4 protein-coding genes and 1 pseudogene are annotated in these 6,159 nt (G+C 68.3%); 3 read left to right on the top strand and 2 right to left on the bottom strand.

The window, feature by feature from the left end:
- Positions 1-15 precede the first annotated feature (15 nt).
- A pseudogene (locus WU80_RS23840) lies at positions 16-357 on the top strand (ANTAR domain-containing response regulator); the annotation flags it as partial.
- A gap of 168 nt (positions 358-525) precedes the next feature.
- On the opposite strand, the gene WU80_RS23835 reads toward WU80_RS23840, so the two are convergent.
- Positions 526-1,725, bottom strand: coding sequence for a lipid-transfer protein (locus WU80_RS23835; RefSeq protein ID WP_055405544.1), 1,200 nt, complete (start codon positions 1,723-1,725; stop codon positions 526-528).
- Positions 1,722-2,177, bottom strand: a complete 456-nt coding sequence (locus WU80_RS23830; RefSeq protein WP_055405545.1) for a Zn-ribbon domain-containing OB-fold protein — start codon at positions 2,175-2,177, stop codon at positions 1,722-1,724. The genes WU80_RS23835 and WU80_RS23830 overlap by 4 nt, the downstream gene beginning before the upstream one ends.
- A 146-nt stretch (positions 2,178-2,323) precedes the next feature.
- On the opposite strand from WU80_RS23830, the gene polA reads away from it, so the two are divergent.
- Both polA and WU80_RS23820 read left to right on the top strand, forming a co-directional pair.
- Positions 2,324-4,984, top strand: a complete 2,661-nt coding sequence (polA, locus tag WU80_RS23825; RefSeq protein WP_197281346.1) for a DNA polymerase I — start codon at positions 2,324-2,326, stop codon at positions 4,982-4,984.
- Between the two features lie 203 nt (positions 4,985-5,187).
- The coding region (locus WU80_RS23820; protein WP_055405871.1) for a S1 RNA-binding domain-containing protein at positions 5,188-6,159 on the top strand (972 nt) is incomplete at its 3' end.

Genomic DNA, 6,159 nt, shown 5'->3' with positions numbered 1-6,159 from the left:
AGATGTGTATAAGAGACAGCGTTCAGCCAGCGCGACTTGGTCGAGCGCGCCCGCGACGCCGGGGCGATGGCCTACCTGGTGAAGCCGTTCACGATCAGCGACCTGATTCCGGCTATCGAGTTGGCGGTCAGCCGGTTCAGCGAGATCACCGAGCTGGAACGCGAAGTGGCCACGCTGTCCGACCGGCTGGAGACCCGCAAGCTCGTCGAGCGCGCCAAGGGCCTGCTGCAGACCAAGCAGGGCATGACCGAACCCGAGGCGTTCAAGTGGATTCAGCGCGCCGCGATGGACCGGCGGACCACGATGAAGCGGGTCGCCGAGGTCGTGCTGGAAACCCTCGGCTCCGAGGACGAGTAGCTTTTCGACCCGCCGAGTGTGCGCTCAGGGCCTCGAGCGTGCGTCCAGGGCGCCAGAAGCGCAGGATTCGCGCCCTGAGCGCACGCGCAAAGCCGCCATCGCACACTGGATTTCGTAAACCGCGTTGCGACGTGCCGCGCTGACCGTCGACCCGGCGGCCGCTTACAGCTAGCGCGCCACGATCACCGACGAGCCGTGACCGAACAGGCCCTGATTGGCGGTGACGCCGACCGTGGCGTTCTCCACCTGCCGGCCGGTGGCCTGCCCGCGCAGCTGCCAGGTGAGCTCGCAGACCTGCGCGATGGCCTGCGCGGGAATGGCCTCCCCGAAGCACGCCAGCCCGCCCGAGGGGTTGACCGGGACCTTGCCGCCGATGGTGGTCGCCCCGCTGCGCAGCAGCGCCTCGGCCTCACCCTTGGGGCACAGCCCAAGGTGCTCGTACCAGTCGAGCTCCAGCGCGGTGGACAGGTCGTACACCTCGGCCAGGCTGACGTCCTCGGGCCCGATGCCCGCCTCGGCGTAGGCCGCGTCGAGGATCTGATCCTTGAACACCCGGTCGGGTGCGGGCACCGCGGCGGTGGAATCCGTTGCAATGTCGGGCAATTCGGGTAGGTGCTGGGGGTAGCGGGGGGTGACCGTGCTGACCGCGCGCACCGACGGGACGCCGTCGAGCGAGCCGAGGTGCTTGCGGGCGAACTCGGCGCTGGCCACGATCAGGGCCGCCGCGCCGTCGGAGGTGGCGCAGATGTCGAGCTGGCGCAGCGGGTCGGCCACCACCGGGCTGGCGAACACGTCGTCGGCCGAGGCCTCCTTGCGGTAGCGGGCATTCGGGTTCTGCAGCCCGTGCCGGGAGTTCTTCACCTTCACCTGGGCGAAATCGTCGGGCGTCGCGCCGTAGAGGTCCATCCGGCGGCGCGCCAGCAGCGCGAAGTACACCGGGTTCATCGCGCCGATCAGGTGGAACCGCTGCCAGTCGGGGTCGTTCTTGCGTTCCCCGCCGACGGGGGCGAACGCGCCCTTGGGCGTGGTGTCGGCGCCGATCACCAGCGCGACGTCGCAGAACCCGGCCAGGATCTGGGCGCGTGCGCTCTGCAGCGCCTGCGACCCGCTGGCGCACGCCGCGTAGCTCGAGCTGACCGGCACGCCGTTCCAGCCCAGCTTCTGGGCGAACGTCGACCCGGCGATGAAGCCCGGGTAGCCGTTGCGGATGGTGTCGGCCCCGGCGACCAGCTGGATCTGCCGCCAGTCCAGGCCGGCCTCGGCCAGGGCGGCACGGGCGGCCACTACGCCGTACTCGGTGAAGTCGCGGCCCCACTTGCCCCATGGGTGCATGCCGGCGCCGAGGATGTAGAGCGGTTCGGGAGTCATGGCGCAACCTTCCAAGCGTGCACGATCCGCTCCACGCCGTCGTCGTCAACGAACAGCGGCATCGTGGTCAGCTCCATCTCCATGCCGACCTTCAGGTCGGCGGCCAGGGTGCCCTCAACCACCTTGCCCAGCACGATGAGTCCCTCGTCGGCGAGCTCGACGGCGGCAATCGCGAACGGCTCGAACGGATCCGGGGCGGGATAGGGCGCCGGCGGCGGGTACCGGTTTTCGGTGTAGCTCCACAGCGTCCCGCGGGTCGACAACGCGACGGCCTCCAGTGTGTCGCTGGCGCAGCCCGGGTTGGGGCAGTTGTTCTCCCGCGGCGGGAACACGTAGGTGCCGCACTCGGGGCACTTCCCGCCGATCAGGTGGGGGCGACCGGCGCCCTCAGTAGTCGAGTCGGTGGCGAACCATCCGTCGATCGCGGGTTGTTGGCTGGTGACCTCTGGCACTCGGCCAGACTACCCAGCGCCAATCCAAAACTGAAACGTGTTGCAGTTCTGCGGCAGCCTCGGGCTCGTCGGTCGGGGTGCCTAGAGTGATAGCCGTGCCCGCTCCGCCCGCTCAGCAGACCGACGAAAACACCAAGCCGACACTGATGTTGCTCGACGGCAATTCGCTGGCGTTTCGGGCGTTCTACGCGCTGCCCGCAGAGAACTTCAAGACCCGCGGCGGCCTGACCACCAACGCGGTGTACGGCTTCACCGCGATGCTGATCAACCTGTTGCGCGACGAGGCCCCGACGCACGTCGCCGCGGCGTTCGACGTGTCCCGGCAGACCTTTCGCTCCGAGCGGTACCCGGAGTACAAGGCGAACCGCTCGTCGACGCCCGACGAGTTTCACGGCCAGATCGACATCACCAAGGAAGTGCTGAACGCGCTGGGCATCACGGTGCTGGCCGAGCCCGGCTTCGAGGCCGACGACCTCATCGCGACGCTGGCCACCCAGGCCGAGAACGAGGGCTACCGCGTGCTGGTGGTCACCGGGGACCGGGACTCGCTGCAGTTGGTCAGCGACGACGTGACGGTGCTCTACCCCCGCAAGGGCGTCAGCGAACTCACCCGGTTCACGCCCGAGGCCGTCGTCGAGAAGTACGGGCTGACCCCCACGCAGTACCCCGACTTCGCCGCCCTGCGTGGCGATCCCAGCGACAACCTGCCCGGCATCCCGGGCGTGGGGGAGAAGACCGCGTCCAAGTGGATCGCCGAATACGGCTCGCTGCAGGGGCTGGTGGACAACGTCGAGTCGGTGCGCGGCAAGGTCGGCGACGCGCTGCGGGCCAACCTGGCCGGCGTGATCCGCAACCGCGAGCTCACCGACCTCGTCAAGGACGTGCCGCTGGCGCAGACCCCGGACACGCTGCGCATGCTGCCGTGGGATCGCGACCACATCCACCGGCTGTTCGACGACCTGGAATTCCGGGTGCTGCGCGACCGGCTGTTCGACACGCTGGCCGCGGTCGAGCCCGAGGTCGACGCGGGCTTCGACGTGCGCGGCAGCGCGCTGCAGCCGGGCGAGCTGGCCGTGTGGTTGGCCGAGCACAGCTCGGGCAAGCGCTTCGGCCTGGCCGTCGTCGGCACCCACCTGGCGTACGACGCCGACGCCACCGCACTGGCCATCGTCTCGGCCGACGGTGAGGGCCGCTACATCGACACCTCCGCGCTGGATCCCGACGACGAGGCCGCGCTGGCGTCCTGGCTGGCCGACCCGGGCCCGCCCAAGGCGCTGCACGAGGCCAAGCTGGCGATGCACGACCTGGCCGGCCGCGGCTGGACCCTGGCCGGCGTCAGCTCCGACACCGCGCTGGCCGCCTACCTGGTGCGGCCCGGGCAGCGCAGCTTCTCGCTCGAGGACCTTTCGCTGCGCTACCTGCGCCGCGAACTGCGCGCGGAAACTGCTGAGCAGCAACAACTTTCGCTGCTCGACGACACGGAGGGCACCGACGACCAGGCGGTGCAGACCCTGATCCTGCGGGCCGTGGCGGTGCTGGACCTGGCCGACGCGCTCGACGAGGAGCTGGCCCGCATCAACTCCACGTCGCTGTTGGGCGGCATGGAGCTGCCCGTGCAGCGGGTGCTCGCCGGTATGGAACACACCGGCATCGCAGTCGATTTGGATCTGCTCGGCGAGCTGCAAAGCGATTTCGCCCACCAGATCCGGGACGCGGCCGAGGCGGCCTACGCGGTGATCGGCAAGCAGATCAACCTGGGCTCGCCCAAGCAGTTGCAGACGGTGCTCTTCGATGAGCTGGAGATGCCGAAGACCAAGCGCACCAAGACCGGCTACACCACCGACGCCGACGCCTTGCAGTCGCTGTACGACAAGACCGGCCACCCGTTCCTGCAACACCTGCTCGCCCACCGCGACGTCACCCGGCTCAAGGTGACCGTCGACGGGCTGCTGAACTCGGTGGCCTCCGACGGGCGCATCCACACCACGTTCAACCAGACCATCGCGGCCACCGGCCGGCTGTCGTCAACGGAGCCGAACCTGCAGAACATCCCGATCCGCACCGAGGCGGGCCGGCGGATCCGGGATGCCTTCGTGGTCGGCGACGGCTATGCCGAGCTGATGACCGCCGACTACAGCCAGATCGAGATGCGGATCATGGCCCACCTGTCCCGCGACGAGGGCCTGATCGAGGCCTTCAACACGGGGGAGGACCTGCATTCGTTCGTCGCCTCGCGGGCGTTCGGCGTGCCGATCGAGGAGGTCACCGCCGAGCTGCGCCGCCGCGTCAAGGCGATGTCGTACGGCCTGGCCTACGGGTTGAGCGCCTATGGGCTCTCGCAGCAGCTCAAGATCTCCACCGAGGAGGCCAAGGAGCAGATGGATGCGTACTTCGCCCGGTTCGGCGGGGTGCGCGACTACCTGATGAACATCGTCGAGCAGGCCCGCAAGGACGGCTACACCTCCACGGTGCTGGGCCGCCGCCGCTACCTGCCCGAGCTGGACAGCAGCAACCGCCAGGTGCGCGAGGCCGCCGAGCGGGCGGCGCTCAACGCCCCCATCCAGGGCAGCGCCGCCGACATCATCAAGGTCGCGATGATCGAGGTCGACAAGGCGATCGCCGAGGCGGGGCTGAAATCCCGCATGCTGCTGCAGGTGCACGACGAACTCCTGTTCGAAATCGCGCCCGGCGAGCGGGACCAGCTCGAGGCGCTGGCGCGGGAGAAGATGGGCGGCGCCTACCCGCTCGACGTGCCACTCGAGGTCTCCGTCGGTTACGGCCGCTCGTGGGACTCCGCCGCGCACTAGCGCGGCGACCCGGACGGTGCCGCGCCCCACGGCCCGCCGGGGTAGCGTTGGGGGCGGAAAATCGGCCCGAAATTCGCCCTGGCGTTACTTTCGCGTCAGCAGGTGGCGGCCGAGTTTGGCCAGCGTGTACGCAGTCGAGTAGCCTCAATAGGTAAATCCCAATTTTGTCCCTACGACCCAACCTGTCCGGAGCAACCCACCACATGCCGAGTCCCACCGTCACCTCGCCCCAAGTAGCCGTCAACGACATCGGTTCCAGCGAGGACTTTCTTGCCGCAATAGACAAAACGATCAAGTACTTCAACGATGGCGACATCGTGGAGGGGACGATCGTCAAAGTGGACCGGGACGAGGTGCTCCTCGACATCGGCTACAAGACCGAAGGGGTCATCCCCGCCCGCGAGCTCTCCATCAAGCACGATGTCGACCCCAGCGAGGTCGTTTCCGTCGGCGATGAGGTCGAGGCCCTGGTTCTCACCAAGGAGGACAAAGAGGGCCGGCTGATCCTGTCCAAGAAGCGCGCGCAGTACGAGCGCGCCTGGGGCACCATCGAGGCGCTCAAGGAGAAGGACGAGGCCGTCAAGGGCACCGTCATCGAGGTGGTCAAGGGTGGCCTGATCCTCGACATCGGCCTGCGTGGCTTCCTGCCCGCGTCGCTCGTGGAGATGCGGCGCGTCCGCGATCTGCAGCCGTACATCGGCAAGGAGATCGAGGCCAAGATCATCGAGCTGGACAAGAACCGCAACAACGTGGTGCTGTCGCGGCGCGCGTGGCTCGAGCAGACCCAGTCCGAGGTGCGCAGCGAGTTCCTCAACCAGCTGCAGAAGGGCGCCATCCGCAAGGGTGTGGTGTCCTCGATCGTCAACTTCGGCGCGTTCGTCGACCTTGGCGGCGTTGACGGTCTGGTGCACGTCTCCGAGCTGTCCTGGAAGCACATCGACCACCCGTCGGAGGTCGTTCAGGTCGGCGACGAGGTCACCGTCGAGGTGCTCGACGTCGACATGGACCGCGAGCGGGTGTCGTTGTCGCTCAAGGCGACTCAGGAAGACCCCTGGCGGCACTTCGCCCGCACGCACGCCATCGGCCAGATCGTGCCCGGCAAGGTCACCAAGCTGGTGCCGTTCGGCGCGTTCGTCCGCGTCGAGGCTGTCTCTTATACACATCTGACGCTGCCG

Source organism: Mycobacterium sp. UM_11 (genome assembly GCF_001414075.1).
Lineage (GTDB): Bacteria > Actinomycetota > Actinomycetes > Mycobacteriales > Mycobacteriaceae > Mycobacterium.
The sequence above is the reverse complement of the archived record's forward strand: the minus strand, read 5'-3'. Positions and strand labels throughout refer to the sequence as shown.

What these genes read in the sequence shown, in the direction of transcription:
- WU80_RS23835 (WP_055405544.1), bottom strand. Translation starts at nt 1,725, where the DNA reads ATGACTCCCGAACCGCTCTACATCCTCGGCGCCGGCATGCACCCATGG.
- polA (WP_197281346.1), top strand. Translation starts at nt 2,324, where the DNA reads ATGTTGCTCGACGGCAATTCGCTGGCGTTTCGGGCGTTCTACGCGCTG.